Raw genomic sequence first — 20182 nt, 5'->3', positions numbered from 1 at the left:
CATTGTTTTTCCCCTAAATCAAGATTGTATTTCCTTTAGTTTCGCTTTTTCCGAGGAATTTGAAGAAACCTTAAAACCGGCCAATTCTTCAAAAACCTGCAGGTATTGTTCCGTGACATAATCCCAATTATATTTTTGGATTAGCCCTTCTCTAGCGGTCTTTCTGAAATAGTCCATTCGCTCTTCACTAGCCTCGGCCGTCTCGACGATATCCTTGACAGAATCCACATTTTTCTGAAAATACCAACCATGCTTTCCATTTTGAAGCATTTCCTGATTAAAAGGTGTATCCAAAGCCAAAACTGCACAGCCATAACCCAGAGCTTTCAACATGGCCGGATTTGTTCCTCCGTATTCATGTCCATGGAAATAAGCATAGCAATGAGAATACCAAGCTCCCAGTTCATGAGGATCTGTCACATAGCCCAAAAACAACAAACGCTCATCTTCCAGACTTTTTAGTACAGTAGCGTATTCGTCCATAAAGGGCACATCCCCTACAATAACCAATTTCTTCTGGGAATCGGATTTCAAAAATCCTTTAATGATAAGATCGGCATTATTATCTGGCACCAATCTACCCACGATCAGAAAATAATCCTGAGGAGCAATGCCCCATTTCTCAATAGGTGCAATCTCCACATCTTCTTTTACAGCTGCCCCGTAAGCAATCACCTGAGAATCGGCATTAAACAGCTCTTTGTAAACTCGCTGCATTTCATCCGAATCATTGATGATGCGGTCAAAATATTTAGTAGCCAATCTTGAGGCCCAGAAAAAATACTTGGAACCAATACCTTTCCACTTTGGACGGAGCCATTCTAAACCGTCAACATTGATAACTGATTTCTTTCGGAAAAATCTAGAAACCCAACCAATTGGACCATTACCACTATTGACCACAAAAATCACATCCACATCAGAAAAGCAGGCATGGATCATTGAGAAAAAGGTATGAGAAAGTTGAGTCCCGATTTTAGATTCCACCGCACCCATGTAGATGCATTCTATACCGTTAACATACCGAGGCTTTTCTTTGAAAAGAGATTTATGGTTGTAAACCCGAACATGGACTCCTTTGGCAACTAAGCGTTCTCCGAGTTCTTTGACCATCGTATCATAGCCACCATAGACATACGGATAGCCTTTGGCGCCCATAATGGCCACTTTCAATTTCCGCTTATTGTTTGCCATAGATGGTTTTTGATTTTTTCTTTGAATTGCTCAAAACTGTACTCCTGCAAAACCTTTTTTCTTCCATTCGATCCCATTTCTTTTCTCAAGGCTTCACTTTCTATCAACTTCTGAATGGCAAGTTTACCTTCCTCAATATCTCCAATAGGAATCAGGAATCCAGTCTCTCCCTCAGTCACCATTTCTTCAGCCCCACCCGATCTTGTAGCTACAACAGGCAATCCCGATGCCATTGCCTCCAAAATAACCGTCGGAAAGGAATCTGGCAGGATAGAAGGAAGGACAAATATATCAGTAGCAGCTAAAACTTTTGGAATATCTTTTCTAAAACCCAAATCCGTGATAGAATTCTGAAGTTTTTCCCTGCTAATTACGCTTTGTATTTCTACCTGGATTGATTCATAGCCAGGAAAAGGATCTCCTACTAAGACAAAATGAACATGTGGATAAGTCCTTAAAATAGCTTGTGCCATTTCTAAAAAAAACAACTGACCCTTGCCTGGATTGATCCGACCAATCATTGAAACAATCAACTTTTCCACAGGCAATCCTAATTCTTCTTTTGAACTCAAATCCTCCTGCAAATAGGATTCGTATGGAATTCCATTGTGGATAACTTCAATTTTCGATTTCTCCAATTTTGATTTCCAGTGATTTTTTACAGCCTCTGATACTGCAATAGGATACTTGGTAGACCTATCCAACAGATAGCTTAAAAACTGAATCAATGGCTTAGGTCCATGAAGGATCTCATGAATATGCCAAGTATGAGGAAGCCTATTTTTACTAGCCCAATAAGCTCCTATAAAAACAGCCAAAGTATTGGAATAAACCAACTCAAAGGCAAATTCCTGGTGAAGTTGATCCAGAAATTTATAGGCTGTTTTGTTCTTTTTGAACCTGTTGATAAGTCCAGAAATAGTTACATATTTTCTTCTGAGGATTCCTAGATTTTGAATTCTGATAATGAATCCATCCGCTTTTAAGAGTTCTGCAAGATCTCCTTTACCTGTCAATACAACGACTGGAGTAAAACCTTCCTCTCTGTAAATCCTTAAAACCTGATGAATGATTTTTCCAGAACCATAAAGCTCAGAACTGCTTTGAAGAAAAAGTACATTTCTGGATTTGCTCATTTCTTTTCAAAATAAACTCCAAGAATTCCTGACTTATTGAAGACTGTGGATAACCCTTCCAAAATCCATGCAAATGGGATAAAAAGCACAATCAGAAACAGAAGACCAATTGTCTTTTTACGTTTTAATCTTAAGATCAGATTTTCCTTAAATCCAACTTTAGAAAGTAAAGTTTGAAGCATTCCCAATACTCCAAGATGAAAGGAAAACTTCCTCGAACCAACTTTTTTATATCCGATCTTTTCCATTTCATTGACCAGTATGGTTTCAGTCCAATGGGTCAAATGCTTCGGAATATCCCAATGCATCCAGTGACTTCCTGACCAGTTTGCCTGCAAAGAATTGGCTCTGGGCACCTCGATATAAGCCAATCCTCCAGATGAAAGATTTTGATCAAGTAACTCTTTCAATAAGCCCATCGGGTCAGGAAGATGCTCCAATACATGGTTCAACGTAATAAAATCAAAATCTCCAGATTCGATTTTACCTCCGCGATAGAACTCATTTTTTACTTCCAACAAATATTTCTCTCTGGCAAAATCAGCTCTATTTTTAGCCGTTTCAATTCCTAACACCGAAAATCCTTCCCCTTTTGCCACTTTCAAGAAGTGACCTTTTCCACAACCGAAGTCCAATAGATGATGTAAACCTGGAGCTATTTTTCTGGCCCTTTTTAGGACTTTTTCTACTTCTTTGAAGATGATTTTTTCAAAAATAGATTCACGGTTATCCACAACGGAATACACTTCATCTTCATAAAGCGCATCAGCGTCTATTTCATTTGGAATGTAAGTCCAACGAACCCGACAGCTATCGCAATGAATAATTGAAAATTCTTCCGGAGCGAAGGAAGGTTCAGCATGACATACCGGACAAATAATTTGCCTCATAATCCTGGAGCAGCATTCAAAATCAAATGCTGAAAAGCTTCTATAAATTTTTTAGGGGAAAAGTTTTTGCTTTGCTGCAGTCCTTTTTGGATAAGATCCTCCCGCAAGGCTTGATCCCGGCTCAAAAGTATCATTTTTTCCGCCAAATCTTCGACATCACCTGTTTTGGCAACTAGACCTGCTCCTTTTGAGATTTCAATCAAAGCAGCTTGGTCAGAATGGATAACTGGAACCCCAAATTTCATTGCCTCGATTACAGGAATCCCAAAGCCTTCATTTTCGGATGGGAAAACATAAGCAAAAGCATGTTGGTACAAGGCGACAATTTCTTCATCTTTCACATAGCCTGGTAAGATCACCTTATCTTGTAAGCCTAGTTCTGAAACGAGTTTATCCACAATTGGAAAGTCGTTCATCTGAGCACTTTGTCCAGGCCCACCAGCCAAAACCAGCTTGAAGTCTTTTCCCTCCTTTTCCAAAAAGGCTTTGAAGGCATGAACCAAAACCGGAAGGTTTTTCCTCTTATCAAAAGTCCCTAAGTGAAAAAAATACGATCTAATCTCTAATTTATTCCTTTCCAAAATACCTCTATCAGAACTAGCATTCAAACTTTTGGGGCTTTGATACACAACATGTATTGGATGCTCCTCACCCAAATGCTCCTGAAGAGCAGCTTTGGAATAAGCTGTTGTGGTGATTATTTCTGTGTTTTCTTTGAGTCCTTTTTTGATCAAATTCAGAAAGTACTTTCTCCACCAACGGGGATAATTCTGAGGCATTTGCCAAAAAAACGCATCGTGCAAAACCGTCATTCTACGGCAGGGAAGTGAGGCTGCCGGGGAAACAAAATCAGGACAAATCAGCACATCTGGCTTGTATTTTTTGACCATATCAGGTAGCTGAAACTCTTTCCATCGGAAATAATCCAAATGATAATTGAGACGCTGAATTTTTGAAGAGGGACTTTTGAAAGTGCTGTCTGCCGCTTGTTTGACAGGATCATGGGTAAAAATCCACTCAATTTCAGGATGTGGATGATCCTTGGTCGCCTTGGCAAGTTCTACCATATAGGTTTTGATCCCAGTGGTGGCAACATTGAGATATTGGAGATCTAACAATACTTTCATGCAAGGCTCATTTTTTCTTCCGTTTTAAGTCTACTGTATGCATGCACTGAATAACCTGCCATCCACCAAGTTGTCCATGCTACATAAGTATACATTTCTGCATTGGCGGTAAATAACGGTAATAACAATCCAACTTTTACAGCAGCAGCCACGAAAGCAATTCTTGCTTCCATGATATTTTCGGTTCTATAAAAAACTCTCAAACTCAAAATCACAGCTGAGGCTAGCGTAAGTACATAAAGAATCATGCCTAACCACCCCAACTGAACTCCATAAATCAAAAACTGATTCTCTCCGCCCACACGTAAATCATCCGAAACACTCCCTGCATTACCACTCATCGCCAATCCAATTCCCAAAGGATTGCCAACCATTGAGTCTAAAGCCAGCAGCCATTCTACCACGTGTCCCACACTTGAGGTGTTCTCGAAAGTGATGGTATCCAATACAAAAAAGTAAAAATCATCGGAGGCAAAAAATAGCACATATACTGCAAACGCCAGCAAGCTCAAAAAGCCAGCGGCAATTAGTTTATAAAGCCCAAAAACCAAAGCCAAAAAGAAGATCATCAGGAAAAAAGCTCCAAAAGCAGCCCTTGAAGCAGAAAAAACCAGACTTCCTAAGGAACAGGCCATGACCAAAATATAGAACCAGTTATACTCTCTTTTACTAGTCAAAAACCAGATCAGACCCGCTGCAAAACCCATCAGTACCGAACTAGCCATTTCCAGCGGATCCGAAAAGAAACTAGCCAATCGCTTGGTGACAGATTGAGTTTCAAACGTCCAAGTCAATCCAAAATTTCCACTTGGATCAATATCATTAATGGCGTGATTGTATAAAGCATAACCCGTAAATTGTTGCAAATGGGCTCCCAAAAGGTAATTCTCAAACAAATTGACCAAAAAAGCACTGATCGCTATAAAGAAAAAAATCTGAAATAAACCTCTGATTTCCTCTTTGCTAAATGAACTGTTCCTCCCCAGAAAATATACAATACCGGGAATCAGCATGCCTTTGTAATAAAGTGCTTTATTCATAAAAGAGGCCTGTCCAATCGGGAGGAGTAAATAGAGGGCGGCTAAACTTAGAAATGCCAGCATCAAAGTATCCGTCCACTGGAAGCGAAATGGATACTCAAAAATCTTCCGCTGATATATCAAAAAGGAAAAAAGTGCCAAAAGGACTATTAGCTCCTTGATCACTTGGAATACACCTACCAAAGCACTGGATCCTGTTGCAAGGTAGACAAGGCTTAATGTGGTGATATAAAAGGGTAAAAATCCGGCTAAGAAATAGATGAAATACTTCCAATTTCCTTTGAATACCATTTCCTGAACTGTCCAAAATAATCCGGCAGCTACCACAAAAACAATTACAATGAAAAATATCAAGGCCATGTTGGAGCTTTTTCTAACTTATTTCCAAGTCCATCTTTTATTCCTCGGACTACTGCTTGAAGTTTTTTAAACCTACCCCGAAAACAAAAATAGCCCATCCAAGCCAAAAACCTGAAGATGTGGTAGGTCACAGAGGCTGCAAATGCCAATCCCTCTAAGTTTTGCCGGATTAGATAAAATTGGTTTCTCACATGAAAGTAAAAAACCCGAGGACTTAAAATTCCTTCTGCATGCTCCTTTTTAGAGGATGCACCTGCCTCATGGTATACCATTGCTTTTGAGGCCAAGCCAATTCCATATCCCATTTTGCGAAAGCGCAAAGACCATTCTACATCTTCAAAATAGGCGAAATAGCCCTCATTCAACAAACCTGCTGCAAGTAATGCTTCCCGCTTAATCAAGAGACAACAGCCAGTTGCCCAGTCTAAGGACACATCTTTGGCTTGAAAAGCTGAAATTTCATTCCGATCACCCCTGGTAATTGCTCTGCCCAAAAAGCTATTCCAAGTACCACCGGCACTCCAGATTTTAGTTTTATCGTTCAAAAACGTAATGAGAGGCTGAACAATCCCCAAATTTTTCTGAATCTTAAATACAAGCATCATTTCACCCAAAAAATCAGGTTCCACTTCCGTATCATTGTTCAGCAACATGATATGAGTGTAGCCATCTTCCAAAGCTCTTCTGATTCCTGAATTATTTCCCCCTGCGAATCCCAAGTTCACTGGATTTTCGATCAATAAAATTTCGGGAAATGTGGATAACAGTCTTTTACCTTCCGAATTCTCGGAGGCGTTATCCACAACGATAACTTGAAAATCGGGAAACTCAACTTTCCGCAGGGACTGCAAACAGGCTGCTGTAAAATCAAAGCCATTCCAATTGACCAGGATAATCGCTACAGAAAGATCAGGTGTAAAAGCCATGGAAAAGTTTTCGATTATTTCTGTACAACAATACCATACAGATTATAAAAACAGCAATTTCAGTAGAGATAATAGCCAAGCAGATTCCTACTCCACCCATTAAATAGGTAAGAATAGTCGCAACAATTATCATATACAGACACATCATCCAAGAAGCCTTGAAAAGTAAATTTTTTAAATCTGCCACCAGCATCATAGTCACATTGGCGATATTCAAACAAGCTAATAAGGGGACTAAGGCAAGGATCTGAAGATAGGTAACTGACTCCTGCAAGTCTGTACGGGATAAAATCCGAATGGTCCAAGGAGCCGTGAGATAAGTCATTCCTGCTATAAAAATCCCAAATAAAACCACCCGGAAATATACATTCCTCAAGAATCTGAAAAATGCTTTCTCATCAGAAGCATACAATTTGGCTGCATTGGGATAGATCGCCTGAATGATCATAGCAGGGAACATCCTTAGGACCATGACTATTCTTTCTGCCAAACTATACATCCCCAAGGTCTCCGCAACGGAAAAAAAACTCAAGATGATTAAGCCTCCATTAATGGAAATATGGCTTGCAAGATTGCTGAAGAAAAGCAAAATATTAGCTTTCAAGCTTCTCCATATGGTGGAAAACTCAGGTCGGTAAACCCGGATTCCAAGAAATGCATGAATGTAAAAAAGCAACAAAAGGTTAATGCTTAAACCTGTGAGCCCCATCATAAAATTGACCCATTTACTTTGGCTGGGGCTGTGGATAAATAGCACGATGCCCATCAAAAACAAAAGCTTTGAAAAGATATTGGCAATGCTGATCAGTTTCATTTTTTCCATTCCCTGAAAAAACCAGAGAGGCAAAGTGGCTTCCGAAAAAAGCATCAACACAGAGAATACCAGGATCATCTGGTAGTCTTTGAAGAGATTCAATCCAAAGACTGCCACTAAAATGATCAAGCTGGCTGTTGAGGCAAGAAGGATTTTTGCAGAAAATACATTCGAAACCAAATGAGAAAGCGCTGATTTATCTTTCTGATTGATCGCCACATCACGCGGAGCACTTAGGTTATAACCAAAGCCGACTAAGATGTTTAAGAGTATAATCACCGCCAAAGCCAAGTTCACCAAACCAAACTGATCCACTCCGATATTTTGGATCAACAATGGCATGGAAATAATCGAAATCAGCACATTGGAAGATTGGATGATCGCCAGGAAGAGAAAATTCTGAATGGATTTGTTTCGAATGAAACTTCCGATGGATAAAAGAGAAAGCTTTTCTAACATGGCAGCTTGATTTTAGCTTTCCTGCACATGTTTTTGGTACAAACGGCGGAAGTAAACAAATAAAAGAGTCAGCAATCCCAAAATTGCACAGCCAAAAACCATTCCTTTGACCAAGCGGATTTCTGTCCGATCCAATGGTAATCTTGGAGAATCTATAATCTGGATCAATGGAGAATTATTTCTGTGATTCACTTTAGCAATTTCCAGATTCTTGACTATTTCTTCATAAACCGCTCCTGTCGCCTGCACATCAATCTGTCGTTTTTTAACATCGATAGTTGCAGAAGATAAAAGTGGGTTGGCATTTGGAACACGGTCTGTTGCTGAGGCATAGGCCCCTATGCTTTGGTCCAATATTGCTCGCACTGAATCTGCCTGAGATTGTAAAATCGATAAGTTTTCGCTGGTCTTTTTGGTTTTGGTCTCCTTGTAAAACTCGTTTACATTTTCGACCAATCTCTCATTAAAAACCTTCGCATAGAGTTCATCCTTTGAGGAAACTGTCACCTGAATGATACTCAATTTTCTATCCGGCTTAGTGACACTGAGTTGATAGTCCCGAACTAATTTGGCAACTTCTTTAACTACCGAATCCTGGGAAACCGTAAAATTCTCACGGGCTTTGGAGAAATCCATGGAAGGGATATCTACTTTCGAAGCCCATTTTTTATCCAGTTCCTCAAATTCAATGTAGCGATCAATCAACAGTTGATTCTCATTAAATGGACTTAATAAAGCTTCATCAATCATCCGGTCAGATTTGTAAAGCTCCATGATATTATCCCCCTGAAAAAGCCCACTGGTACTACCCAAAGAGCCGAGATTAACCCCAACTAAGGATGCCAAACCAGACATTTGCCCAACTCCACCACCATCTCCTTCTTCCAGTACAAAAGAGGTATTCGCATGAAAAACCGGTTTTTTAAAGATAGAAACCAATGCTCCCAAAGCCATTCCAATCAAACCTGCCAAAATGAGTATTTTCCATTGAGACAAGAAATAGGAAATCCAATCGGAGAAGTTTTGAAAAACCTCCTTCAATGTAAATTGATTGTCTGAAAAGTGCTTGCTTCCTGCCATTACCAGTTGATTTGAGAAATAACAAGTCCCAATGTTGCCAGTCCTGTGGTGATGCCTACGATCTCTCCAAGACGAAGTGGTACCCTTGGCCCTTTGGTTGGAACAATCACCTCAGCTCCAGGTTCTACAGGTGGATAATTTCTGATGCCTAAAAATCCTTTGGTACGTTTTACCGCTCCATTAGCATAGACCACATAGGTTTGTTTTCTATTTGCTCTTCTTTCAAATCCCCCTGCTCCATTGATATAATGCTTTAAACTTCTATTGGATTCATGTCTCAGGGTAGTTGGATAAACGACATCCCCTCTCATTCTAACTGTCTGCAAAAGCTTTGGCACCGAAAGAATATCTCCCTCCTCCAACAATAAATCATCCTCAGATCCTGGATTTTTTAATATAGCTTCCAGATCAATGGCCACAGCTTCAGTCTCTTTGATTTTCACTGCAAAACCCGGAGTTTCAGAAGCAATCTGATCCAGAGACTCTTTCTTGGACTGAGCCAACTGCGTATCAACAGGAGATTGTTTTTCTTTAGGCAAATCTTTGAAAAGTCTCGCCAATAGTTCTTCCTGAGCTTCTGAATTAGCTGGATCAGCCAAAAGCTGTAATCTCAGTTCTTCCAGATTTCTTTGTCTTCTCAACTGCTCTGATTCAGTATTGAAAAATTCTGTTCTACGGATCAAAGTAGCTCCTTTAGAATAAGCAAACTGATTGAGTCCACCTGCGCGTTTCACCAAATCGGAAATTCGTTCTTCGCTGGTTTGAATTGCAAAAATCCCTGGTGAATTTACCTGTCCTTCTACTGCCACCAGTTTCTGCATGTTAAAATTGGCTCGTTTCCTTACAATCACTTGATCATAAGGTTGGAGTACTTTGCCATCAGGATTATAAGATAGGTCTTCGTTGACCTGAGCAGGAATAATTTCAGAAAGAGTTCCTAAATCAGCATCTTCCAGCCTTCTTGCGATTTCGATATCTTGGGTATTCGCAGATTCCTGCAATCCACCCGCCATGATGATCAACTCTTCCACTTTCATGGTTCGGGAATAAGGATAGACTCCAGGTCTCTTTACTTCACCCAAAATCTGAACATACTTCTCATTGTTGATGTCATAAATGCTGGCAATTCTCACAACATCTTCTCGTTGCAAAGGAATATCAGGAGCAGTTCCGTCTAGAATTGCCTTGAGATTTACTTGGATCATCTCCGTACTCAAATCTTCTTGGGTTCTCAAGATACTTGCCTGAGCGGTGTATGCATCTCCTCTCAAACCTTCTGCATTTTTCACCAATTGGGTCAACGTCAGTCCTTCAGACAATGCAAAAATCCCTTCTCTATAAACTGCTCCTTTAATTTGAACTCGATTGGAGTAGCGGTCCAAAATCCTCTGAACAGTGATTTCATCGCCTCCTTTTAGTAAGAATAAGTTGAATTGATTTTGGTAAACATCTGAAACTGAACGTTGATTTCCAGTAATTCTAGAAATGGCCACACGGTCTTTGAAAGCCTCATCTGTAAAACCACCTGCATAAAGCAATAAATCCTCAAAGGTATCTTCTGGAGCGATTTCAAAAGTCATTGGACGTTTTACTTCTCCTCTGATTTTAGCTCTTGACAAGAAAGGTGCAACCAAAATCACGTCCTGATCCTGCAATTGCATTTCCAGATCTGCGGTTCCTTTCATAAGGAGTTCGTACACATCAATCTCAGCGATTTGCTTGTTATTTCTTACCAGCTTTATCGCCCTCATCGTACCATTCGCATTAGGTCCACCCGCTGCATAAAGCGCATTGAATACAGTGGAAAAGGCACTTAAGGTAAATGTACCAGGCAACCTGACTTCTCCCAATATGTGGACTTTGATCGTCCTTACATTCCCCAAAGTGACTTTCAAAAATGTATTTGGATTACTGCCATTGAGTCCGGTGTAAAATCTAGAAACTCTGTTTTTGATGATTCCAGTCGCTTCTTCAATGGTTTTGCCGGAAACTGAAATCGGTCCAATGTTATCAAGAAGTACAAAACCATCTGGATTGACAGTGGCCTCATAATATTGCTCGGATTGACCATAGATATCGACATAAATCAAATCTCCCGGGCCAAGGATGTAGCTGTTTGGAGTGGCTTGATTCAAGCTAGGTTCAAAGCTTAATCTTCTGTTTTTCTGGTAAAAAAGTGATGTGCCAAAGATCTGATTTTCTGTTTCCATGCCATCCAGATCAGCCTGAGGCTGGTAAATCCCTTCCATGATCAAGTTAAAATCTGCCTGTTGTCTTGGGTCTCTTTTGGAAGCCTCTCCAGATCTTTTGAAACCAGAATCAGCAAAATCCAAGGTGGCAATTCTTGCTTTGAGTTTGGAAACCTCAGCAGGAGGCATTCCTTGCATTTCAGCCATCTGCAAAAATTCTTCGATAGAAAGTCCTGCTTGAGCAGATCGATTGACTAGCTCCTGAACTTCCGTATCACTCATTTCATCCACTTGGATCTTTGTCAAATCAGTGGTTTGCTGTGCTACGACCTGTGGAATCGCTAGTCCGAGGAAAGCTATTAAGGTAAAAAAGTACCAGAATCTTTTCTTTAAAATCATGCTTTAAGAGTGGTAATCCGATCAATCCGGGTGTATGTCGAACAAATATGAAGATTAAAAATCCGTGAATTTCTAATTTCCACCAAATATAGTTCCAAAAACCAACTTTCCCGAACTCTCCAGCTTTTGCTATTCTGTGCAGTTTTTACAGATTTCTAATTGGCTTCTGTCTGATAAAAGTTGCTCCCTGAAAAGTGAATAGGCTTGTGAACTCCAGACTGCTGCGAGCGATTGTGACTGAAGCTCACCCATCACATGTTCAGCATCCTTGTCAAAACAGCATGGGACAACCTTCCCATCCCAAGTGACCACGGCTCCCTGCCACATCCTCCAGCACTTGTTTTCAATCTTCTTTTTCAGTTTCCATTTTCCATCTGAAGCAGGAATATATCGGGAATACCCAAGATCGGTTGGAATCAATTCAGAGCCATTTTCAAACTCATAGATTTGAGTAGTTTTTAGCTGAAGTTCATCCACTTTCCTTTCCTCTGCCCACTTTTTCAAAGCTGGTAATTGATGCTCATTTTGCCCTGTGACCAAAAACTGCAAGATGATCCTCGGAAAACTTTTATTTAATTCCTCTCTCCGCTGAATCAGCAAAGCCAGTCCAGACTGGACTTTTTCCAGATTTCCTCCCACTCTGTATTTTTCATAAACCTCTTGAGTAATTCCGTCCATTGAAACAATTAACTGCTTGAGACCTGAGTCCAAAACTTCCTCCACTCGCTGCGCATCTAAATAATGGGCATTGGTAGAAGTCGAGGTAAAGATTTTATGTTGATCAGCAAAGCGCACCATTTCCAGAAACCTCGGATTTAAAAATGGCTCTCCCTGAAAATAGAGGTGCAACCAACTCAAATGAGATTTTGCTTCAGCGATGACTTTCTCGAATAATTGCTCCTGCAACATGCCGGTTGGCCGGGTAAAAGAACGCAAACCGGAGGGGCATTCTGGACATCGGAGATTGCAACTGGTCGTGGGTTCGATAGACAAAGTGGTGGGCTTCCCCCACAATATTGGTTTCCCCATCCACTTGGAAACCTGAAATGAAACAAGCAATAGCAGGTAATTCCAGAACTTATTTAAAGTCAGGTATTGAAAAAATGCTTTTGCCGTAATCCATTTATTTTTCACTGAAGCAAGTAAATCAATTGCACTTAGCCCACAAAGCGGAATTCTTTGAATTAATAAAATGTACTTTCATTCGTTTCATTACTTTTGAAATACAATAATTAACAAGGCATGAAACTTCTCAGACTTTCTTTTTTCTCTTTGGCAATCCTTCTGCTTTTCTCCTGCGAAAAGAAAAGTGAGGAATGTAAACTGGACCAAGAAATTCTTGATCAAAATATCGACCTCGAAATCACCCGACTAGAAGATGAATTCTTTCAGGCCGAAACAAGTGAGGATTTTGAGTTTTTGATTGAAAAATATCCAGATTTTGCTGAGGGGTATTTAGGCCGGAGTCTTTATGCAAGTCCTGACTCTCTGATTTCAGAACTCTTGGCGATTCATCAGGATTCTGCCATGAATGTGCTTTATGACTCCGTGAAAGTAAACTTTCAGGATATTACTGACATTGAAACGGACCTAGAGAATGCCTTTAAATACATCAAACATTATTTTCCGGAATTTCAGATTCCAAAAGTTTACACTTTCCTCAGTGGCTTTAATTCTGATTTGATTCTGACAGAGGATATGATTGTTATTGGTTTAGATTATTACCTGCCTCCCACTCATAGTTTCCAGCCCGATTTGCCACGATACATGGCTGAGCGATACGATCGCCCATACATTGTGCCGATGATAGTCACAGCTCTTTCATCCCAGTTCAATCAGATCAACCCTCAGGACAACACCATGCTTGCCGAGATGATTTATTATGGCAAAGCTTATCATTTTACAAAAGCAATTATGCCTTGTACTTCGGATCAGTATATCATTGGATACACGGAAGAGGAAATTGCAGAGTGTTATGCCAATGAAGAATACATCTGGGCTCATTTTGTGGAAAACGAACTCCTATACGAAACGAATCCATTTGACATCACAAAATATATTGGAGAGGCTCCCTTTACTGATGCCATTAGTACGAAAGCTCCGGGAAGATTGGGTCGTTGGTTGGGTTGGAATATCGTAGACGATTATCAGTTTAATCAGGATGTGACTTTACCAGAACTGATGGACAATGCCAACGCAGAAGAGATTTTCAGGCAGTCAGGATATAGGCCTCGTCCCCAAAACTAGCTGGAAATCGCTCTGGATCCAGTGCTCTAAGTAGTTTTGAAACAGCCAGTTCTTTTGAAAAATAAGCCTCTGCTAATTTCCGCGAGTTTTCACCCATTTGTGCCAATTTCAATTCATCAGAAGCCAATTCTTCAAGCTTTTCAAAGCTTTTCTCAAACTTCCCTGGAACAAAAGAAATCCCCAGTTCATATTGCTTGACCAATTGATCAACCCAGCCTTTGTGATTGACCAAAATTGCTTTTCCAGCGGCAATTGCATCGAAGAATTTATTCGGACTGTTTGTTTTTAATACAGGCAGGTGTGCAAAGGATATCCACGCAAAATCAGCTAGAGACAAAACCTCTTGCACCTTTTCTTTGGATCCAAAAGAGAAAAATCTAACCTGCTTTAGTTGATGCAATGCTGCATAGGCTTTTAATTCTTGTTCCTTGCTACCACGTCCCATCACGATAAATTGCCAGTCTTTATTTTTCTCCTGCGCATATTTCGCCAATTCCAATAATTCATTGACTGCATTTACCTGTCCCAAAGCTCCTGTGTAAGCAATAGTCAGTTGATCACCCAAGCCGTATTTCTTAAATAAAAGCGATGATTTCTTCTGTGGAGCGAATAGGGTCAAATCAGAAAAATTAGGGATTAAATTCACTTTGGAGGCAGGACTTACTTTCCGAAGATGATCTGCAATTCCCGGTGACAGGGCAACCAGACTCAAGGCATTTTGGTAGATTCTAGATTCCAATTTTCGAAGGTATTGAATCAACAGAGGATGCTTGATCGCTCCTACTTCGATGGGAGCCTGTGGCCATAAATCCCGAACTTCAAAAATGTAGGGAATAGCCAGATTTTTCTTTGCCCATAAGCCTATCCAACCTGTCGTAAGAGGAGTTGAGGTAATGTATAGCAAATCAGGCCTCACAAGTTTTTTCAATAACTTCTTTGCCTGAGAACTAAAAGCAAAAAAAGCTTTCACACGTTTAAAAAAGCCGAATTTCTGATCATAGGAGACTGGCAGATAATGAACTTTGACTCCATCAATCCATTTTTGATCATACTCCTTTTGATTGCCAGCCGTAATCATCTCCACCTCTATTCCGGATTTGACCAGTCCTTTGGCCAAATGATAGGAACGGACTGCCCCGCCTTCCTCCGGTGTTCTAAAATACTGATGAATATAAATGACTCTCATAGCTGATGCAATTGAACCCATTCTGCTAAAAGGAATAGGTTGTAAAGCTCCAGAAAATGATGTTTGATTCCAGATTCAGGATACCTTGAGAGCTGTCTCATTTCTTCTGGAAAAGCGGTACCATGTTTTGACTCAAAAGCTTTGATGCTGGCAAAGACACGCTTCGAGAATTCACCATCCTCTGCAAACCATTCTTCCAAAGGTAGACCAAAGCCAAATTTTTCCCGCTTGGAAATTGAATTCAAGCCCGACTCATCCAACAACTCCTTGATCCAACGCTTCTTTTTGAGAACTGTTTCATCCTGGATTTCTGACCAAAATGAAAGCATTTTTGTGTCCAAATAAGGAGATCTTCCTTCCAAACTATGACTCATGAGGATTTGATCCTGGATTTTTAAAACATCCTGAACCAGATACATCTGTCGATCAAAGTCCAAAACCGTCTTGTAAGGACTCAATTTGGAATTAAAAATCCGCTCATAGTCCGAAGCCAAATCATCAGTGATTGGTCCAAGGGCAGAGAAATTCAAAAAGGTTTTCTCTTTATTTTGATCCAGTGCCTTAATGAATTTTGCAAAACTCCTTCCCAATGGGAGAGACTGTAAGAATGGCTTAAGTTTTAAGAGCCAAGCATGATTTTGAAGATAAAAATCATAGGCCTCATGTCTTTTATATCCTCCCCAAAGTTCATCTGCCCCAGCACCAGAGATCAAGACTTTCACTTCTTTTTTAGCCTCTTTTCCGATCATCCATGTTAGGAACCCTGCCGAATCCCCTATCGGAAAATCAATGGATTGAACAAACCTTTCCCAATTTTCCCAAAATATTTTTTGATCGACAGGAATCAAAAGATGTTCAGCGGGTACTTTTTTAACAAGTTCTATGGCAGCATCTCCATCGGCATATTTGCTGCGGTATTTCTTTTCTACCTGTATGGTATATGCTGGAAGGGGAGTTCCCGTCTGATGATACCAACTTGTATAAAGCAAGGAACTATCGGCTCCACCACTCAGCATTATTCCAACGGGAACATCCGCATGAAATTGAGTTGCGACCACTTCTTTAAGTATTCCTGAAAAGGCCTCTTTGTTCAAGCCCTGAGCTTTGGTCTTTGGCAAAGGAATGTTATCCCAGCGAAATGTTGAATGCTGAAGAATATGGCTGTATCGACTGGCTTTCCATTCTTTGATTCCTTTGTAAAAAGTCTTACCAGGAAGTGGTGCCCTGAGGAAAAAGTAATTTTCCATTTGGGCTTTATCAAACTTTGCTTTGGTCAACTTAGCAATTCCTTTTGCCTCGGAGGATAGTATCAGCCGATCCTGATTTTGTGAATAATAAAGTGGCTTTTCTCCGCTTTTATCTCTTGCCACAAGGATAGAGCTGTCTTTCAGATCCACATAAATCAGAGCAAACATCCCCTCTAATTTCTCCAATCCTTTTGCCCCAAATACCCGAATCCAATTCATTAAAACCTCGGTATCACAATCTGTCGCAAATTCATTTCCCATCTTAGTCAGCAGGCTCCGAAGGGACTTGTAATTATAAATTTCCCCATTCCAGATCAACATGGATTTACCATCATTGGACCAAAAAGGCTGGTCTGCATCGGGGCCTGGATGTAAGATTTTTAAACGATTGACGCCTACCCACATGCCGGGCCAAGGACTCATTGCAGCCTCTTGATCAGGCCCACGATCGTGACTTTCAGCCATCAAAGACTTGATGGAAGTAAGATTCGCCCCTTTACCCCAAATAAGATGGATTCCACACATACTTATTGAGCTTGTGTAGTTTTGCCATAATTCTTTTCAAAATAGCGGCAAATATGGGTGATGGAGCATTCCTCACATTTTGGTTTTCTTGCCAAACAGGTATAGCGGCCGTGTAAAATCAACCAATGATGCGCAACATGCACATATTCTTTCGGGATGTGTCTGATAAGTTGTTTCTCAACTTCCAAAGGCGTTTTAGCAGTTTGGGAAACTAAACCCAGACGTTTTGACACACGAAAAACATGGGTATCTACGGCCATATTGGGCTGATTCCAGACCACAGAGGTAATTACATTGGCAGTTTTCCTACCTACTCCGGGAAGTTTCACAAGTTCGGCGACAGTAGCTGGCACTTCTCCTCCGAAGTCCTCCATAAGCATTTTACCAAGCCCAAGCAGGTGTTTTGTTTTGTTATTTGGATAGGAGACCGAACGGATATAAGGAAATAATTCATCAAAATTTGAAGCTGCCAAATACTCTGGACCTGGGAAATTCTTAAAAAGTGCTGGGGTAACCATGTTGATCCGCTTGTCGGTACACTGAGCAGACAAAACAACTGCAACAAGTAACTGAAAAGGATTTTCATACTGAAGCTCTGTTTCTGCCACAGGCATATTTTCAGAGAAGTGATTAATGAAAGCTTCGTATCGTTCTTTTTTCAGCATGACTTCAGAATTACTTTAGGCTTTGAAGATAGTTAAATTGAAAAATTTGAAATATGAAAATTGAAAATTTAGGTGAATTTTCATGAAACTTTATCATGACCTTCTCAAAAGCTATTGTTTGTCACAATTTCCTAATTACTCTAAATTTTCTGACCATTAGAAACTTCATGTAAGTCTCTGATAAACATACTCAAGATTATCAAAATCCCTTTTAAAAATCAGGCTTTTTTAGAATTTTAGTCGAAGTTTATTTTTCTTTAATCCGAAGTCAAGAGAACTCTAAAATACAAGCAAAACTAGAGGAAAACCTTCTCAGAATGCTAAATAAGGCATTTGCCTTATATGATCTTAGCTGTCCTCCAATCAAATTTGGAGACAAAATATCTAACATCATGAAAAGTTTACTACTCGTATTATTACTTCTATTTGTAGGGTTTGTACCAAACTCGGTATTGTCTGAAAAAGACATCAAGATCACCAGTTATGAAAAAAAGAAGCAAGGTTCTAAAGCACCAAAGAAAGTCTTTATTCGAAGCTTCAATGCACTATTTGAAGTATTTGAAGAGGCTTCTGCAAAAACCTCTGGTTCCAAAAATGAAAGAGCAAACCGCACCACTTTCACATCCGGAACCTCTACCAGCATGGGAGTCCAAATTTCTGGGGTGGACGTGGATGATTTCCAGAAAATGATCGATGATGCTTACGCTTCATTCTTGGACCAACTGAAAAGTCAAGGTTTTGAAATTATGTCTGCTGATGAGGCAAGTAAGAATGAATATTTTGAGGGATGGACAAAAATCAAAGGTGGAGCTTCATCAGATGCCCAAGCTCCTGGCTATGTAATGGTTACCCCAACCGGATTTGAATATCTGGTCAAAACAATAACCAATAGCGGAAAACAAAAATCAGGTGGAAGTTTTCTAGACCCAACACCTAAATTATCCAAATCTTTGGGTGAGGTCTTCATTGCCGAAGTAAATTTTGTATTTCCATTCGTCACTTTGGATGCGGATGCTTCCACTTGGACCAATTCCACTTCCGTAAAAGCTAAAATTGATTATCGAATAGATCCGATTGTTGACCCAAGTGAGAACAAAAAATCATTAGTAGGAAGTGGTCCAAATTTACTTTCGCAAGTACGATTTGTTTCTGGTTTGGATATTGGAAACAATCCTTTATTCCACGCTAAAGTCGAACCTAAAAAAGCATTTTCATTTGAAGGTGTCTTCAAAGACAAAAAGATTGTAGAAACTACCCAAGCTCAATCCGATATGTTTTCAAAAACCGGCTATACCCAATTGGTTATGACCTCCGGAGATCAAAAAACAGTTGCCTCACACTATGCTGAATGTGATCACGATGCCTATGTCAATGCCGCATCTGGAGCAATGAAAGATCTGATTGATACTGGATTGAATAATTTCCTTGAAATGACGAAACAGTAGTAAATCCATTTGAAATCTGTAGAGTTCGAAACTTAAAGGTCTGGCCATGCCGGGCCTTTTCTTTTTTTGTCTCAAAAACTTAAGCTTAATTTAAATGTGAACTATCCAATCTTTAAATTAGACTTAGCCACATGAAACACTTTGCCTCTACTTTTCTCCTAATTCTTATTGTTATGACTACTTCCCTGGCTCAAACCAGGCCCAGAGAGGCCGCAGTCCACTTTGGTATTTTGCCTACAGGTTCTTTGAATGCCATAACCGATGTGCCAGGCGTCAAAGTAGGTCATTTCACAAAAATCCAAGGAGAAAACATCAGGACTGGAGTGACAGCAATTCTCCCTCACGGAGGGAATATCTTTCAGCAGAAAGTTCCTGCGGCAGTTTATGTGGGAAATGGATTTGGGAAATTAGCTGGAACTACTCAAGTCATGGAACTAGGTAATATCGAAACACCCATCATTTTGACCAATACGCTTAGTGTCGCAGCGGGTATTGAGGGAGTCGTGAAATACAGTTTATCTCAGGCAGGAAACGAAAATGTGCAATCTGTGAATGCAGTGGTGGGTGAAACAAACGATGGATACCTGAATGATATTCGAGGCATGCACATCAGTTCAGATGAGGTCATAAAAGCCATCCAATCGGCAGCATCAGGTGCAATAGCAGAAGGGAATGTGGGAGCTGGAACAGGCACCGTTTGTTTTGGATGGAAAGGTGGCATCGGCACTTCCTCACGAAAACTTCCTGAAAGCTTGGGTGGCTACACTGTTGGAGTGATCGTACAGACAAACTTTGGCGGGAATCTGCAAATTGCCGGAGTTCCTGTCGGAGAAAAATTAGGAAAATACCCTTTCAAAGATGCCTTAGAAAAATCAGATGGCAGCTGCATGATTGTGGTGGCAACAGACGCTCCAGTTCTGGATAGAAATCTTGAACGAATGGCAAAAAGAGCGATGATGGGTTTGGCAAAAACCGGAGGTATCGCCTCTAATGGTTCTGGTGATTATGTGATTGCTTTCAGCACCGCTGAAGGTTTGAGAATTCCTTATTCAATGCCATCCGGTAAACTTGAAGAGGCCGCATACCTCCGAAATGATGACATGACTCCTCTTTTTATGGCGGTGATCGAAGCGACAGAAGAGGCTATTATCAATTCTCTTTTTGCTGCTGAAAGTATGAAAGGGAAAGATCAGCATCAGGTAGAGAAATTACCTGTTGGTCAGGTCTTGGAATGGGTCAAGAACAAATAGTAA

The 20182-nt window shown here is 40.3% G+C and carries 16 protein-coding genes; 3 read left to right on the top strand and 13 right to left on the bottom strand.

All coding sequences use genetic code 11. The features are described from left to right. Window positions 1-18 precede the first annotated feature (18 nt). The 10 genes from J0A69_RS04380 to J0A69_RS04335 all read right to left on the bottom strand — a co-directional run bounded on the left by J0A69_RS04380 (window position 19) and on the right by J0A69_RS04335 (window position 12643). The gene (locus J0A69_RS04380; RefSeq protein WP_206585283.1) at window positions 19-1194 is read right to left on the bottom strand and encodes a glycosyltransferase; all 1176 of its coding nucleotides are present in this window, start codon (window positions 1192-1194) and stop codon (window positions 19-21) included. Beyond that, a complete protein-coding gene (locus J0A69_RS04375; RefSeq protein WP_206585282.1) occupies window positions 1170-2330 on the bottom strand; it encodes a glycosyltransferase family 4 protein in 1161 nt (386 codons plus the stop codon). The genes J0A69_RS04380 and J0A69_RS04375 overlap by 25 nt, the downstream gene beginning before the upstream one ends. Further along, window positions 2327-3220 carry a class I SAM-dependent methyltransferase gene (locus J0A69_RS04370; RefSeq protein WP_206585281.1) on the bottom strand — a complete coding sequence of 298 codons (894 nt, stop codon included), beginning with the start codon at window positions 3218-3220 and terminating at the stop codon, window positions 2327-2329. The genes J0A69_RS04375 and J0A69_RS04370 overlap by 4 nt, the downstream gene beginning before the upstream one ends. Beyond that, window positions 3217-4347 carry a glycosyltransferase family 4 protein gene (locus J0A69_RS04365; protein WP_206585280.1) on the bottom strand — a complete coding sequence of 377 codons (1131 nt, stop codon included), beginning with the start codon at window positions 4345-4347 and terminating at the stop codon, window positions 3217-3219. Before J0A69_RS04365 ends, J0A69_RS04370 begins: the two co-directional genes overlap by 4 nt. Then, window positions 4344-5747 (bottom strand): O-antigen ligase family protein, encoded by a 1404-nt coding sequence (locus tag J0A69_RS04360; RefSeq protein WP_206585279.1) that lies wholly within the window; start codon window positions 5745-5747, stop codon window positions 4344-4346. Before J0A69_RS04360 ends, J0A69_RS04365 begins: the two co-directional genes overlap by 4 nt. Next, window positions 5738-6673: a glycosyltransferase family 2 protein gene (locus J0A69_RS04355; RefSeq protein ID WP_206585278.1), complete on the bottom strand. Its 936-nt coding sequence runs from the start codon at window positions 6671-6673 to the stop codon at window positions 5738-5740. Before J0A69_RS04355 ends, J0A69_RS04360 begins: the two co-directional genes overlap by 10 nt. Continuing rightward, a complete protein-coding gene (locus J0A69_RS04350) occupies window positions 6657-7946 on the bottom strand; it encodes an oligosaccharide flippase family protein (RefSeq protein WP_206585277.1) in 1290 nt (429 codons plus the stop codon). The genes J0A69_RS04355 and J0A69_RS04350 overlap by 17 nt, the downstream gene beginning before the upstream one ends. Window positions 7947-7958: 12 nt before the next feature. After that, window positions 7959-9026: a GumC domain-containing protein gene (locus tag J0A69_RS04345; RefSeq protein ID WP_206585276.1), complete on the bottom strand. Its 1068-nt coding sequence runs from the start codon at window positions 9024-9026 to the stop codon at window positions 7959-7961. Next, window positions 9026-11614, bottom strand: coding sequence for an SLBB domain-containing protein (locus tag J0A69_RS04340; RefSeq protein ID WP_206585275.1), 2589 nt, complete (start codon window positions 11612-11614; stop codon window positions 9026-9028). Before J0A69_RS04340 ends, J0A69_RS04345 begins: the two co-directional genes overlap by 1 nt. A 129-nt stretch (window positions 11615-11743) precedes the next feature. Continuing rightward, a complete protein-coding gene (locus J0A69_RS04335) occupies window positions 11744-12643 on the bottom strand; it encodes a radical SAM/SPASM domain-containing protein (protein WP_236032702.1) in 900 nt (299 codons plus the stop codon). Between the two features lie 213 nt (window positions 12644-12856). Here J0A69_RS04335 and gldB point away from each other — a divergent pair, with 213 nt between their 5' ends. Beyond that, window positions 12857-13861 (top strand): gliding motility lipoprotein GldB, encoded by a 1005-nt coding sequence (gene gldB / locus J0A69_RS04330; RefSeq protein WP_206585273.1) that lies wholly within the window; start codon window positions 12857-12859, stop codon window positions 13859-13861. Here the strand turns inward: gldB and J0A69_RS04325 are convergent. The 3 genes from J0A69_RS04325 to nth are packed head-to-tail and all read right to left on the bottom strand — an operon-like array spanning window position 13824 to window position 17484. Beyond that, a complete protein-coding gene (locus J0A69_RS04325; protein WP_206585272.1) occupies window positions 13824-15047 on the bottom strand; it encodes a glycosyltransferase family 4 protein in 1224 nt (407 codons plus the stop codon). The genes gldB and J0A69_RS04325 overlap by 38 nt on opposite strands. Beyond that, entirely contained in the window at window positions 15044-16819 is a 1776-nt protein-coding gene (gene asnB / locus J0A69_RS04320) for an asparagine synthase (glutamine-hydrolyzing) (protein WP_206585271.1), read from the bottom strand. The genes J0A69_RS04325 and asnB overlap by 4 nt, the downstream gene beginning before the upstream one ends. 2 nt (window positions 16820-16821) lie before the next feature. Continuing rightward, on the bottom strand, window positions 16822-17484 hold the full coding sequence (gene nth / locus J0A69_RS04315; RefSeq protein WP_206585270.1) for an endonuclease III: 663 nt from the start codon (window positions 17482-17484) through the stop codon (window positions 16822-16824). A gap of 392 nt (window positions 17485-17876) precedes the next feature. Here nth and J0A69_RS04310 point away from each other — a divergent pair, with 392 nt between their 5' ends. Continuing rightward, window positions 17877-18929, top strand: a complete 1053-nt coding sequence (locus tag J0A69_RS04310; protein ID WP_206585269.1) for a hypothetical protein — start codon at window positions 17877-17879, stop codon at window positions 18927-18929. A gap of 131 nt (window positions 18930-19060) precedes the next feature. Continuing rightward, window positions 19061-20179: a P1 family peptidase gene (locus tag J0A69_RS04305; protein ID WP_206585268.1), complete on the top strand. Its 1119-nt coding sequence runs from the start codon at window positions 19061-19063 to the stop codon at window positions 20177-20179. Window positions 20180-20182 lie beyond the last annotated feature (3 nt).

Source organism: Algoriphagus pacificus (assembly GCF_017254845.1).
Classification (GTDB): domain Bacteria; phylum Bacteroidota; class Bacteroidia; order Cytophagales; family Cyclobacteriaceae; genus Algoriphagus; species Algoriphagus pacificus.
Note: the sequence above shows the minus strand (reverse complement) of the source record. Positions and strands in the feature narration are given on the sequence as shown.